General features: G+C 53.2%; 1 rRNA gene. It reads left to right on the forward strand.

The features are described 5' to 3' along the window. Window positions 1-742 (forward strand): 23S ribosomal RNA (locus QQF33_RS03370); the annotation flags it as partial. Window positions 743-765: the final 23 nt, after the last annotated feature.

A 765-nucleotide genomic window follows, 5' to 3' on the forward strand; every position in this document is an offset into this window, starting at 1 on the left:
ACCTTGAAATACCACCCTTTAATGGCTGGTGTTCTAACGTAGACCCGTAATCCGGGTTGCGGACAGTGTCTGGTGGGTAGTTTGACTGGGGCGGTCTCCTCCTAAAGAGTAACGGAGGAGCACGAAGGTTAGCTAATCCTGGTCGGACATCAGGAGGTTAGTGCAATGGCATAAGCTAGCTTGACTGCGAGAGTGACGGCTCGAGCAGGTGCGAAAGCAGGTCATAGTGATCCGGTGGTTCTGAATGGAAGGGCCATCGCTCAACGGATAAAAGGTACTCCGGGGATAACAGGCTGATACCGCCCAAGAGTTCATATCGACGGCGGTGTTTGGCACCTCGATGTCGGCTCATCACATCCTGGGGCTGAAGTAGGTCCCAAGGGTACGGCTGTTCGCCGTTTAAAGTGGTACGCGAGCTGGGTTTAGAACGTCGTGAGACAGTTCGGTCCCTATCTGCCGTGGGCGCTGGAGAATTGAGGGGGGCTGCTCCTAGTACGAGAGGACCGGAGTGGACGCATCACTGGTGTTCGGGTTGTCATGCCAATGGCATTGCCCGGTAGCTAAATGCGGAAAAGATAAGTGCTGAAAGCATCTAAGCACGAAACTTGCCCCGAGATGAGTTCTCCCTGACTCCTTGAGAGTCCTGAAGGAACGTTGAAGACTACGACGTTGATAGGCTGGGTGTGTAAGTGCAGCGATGTATTGAGCTAACCAGTACTAATGAACCGTGAGGCTTAACCTTACAACGCCGAAGATGTTTTGGCG

Source organism: Lelliottia wanjuensis, from assembly GCF_030238365.1.
Classification (GTDB): domain Bacteria; phylum Pseudomonadota; class Gammaproteobacteria; order Enterobacterales; family Enterobacteriaceae; genus Enterobacter; species Enterobacter wanjuensis.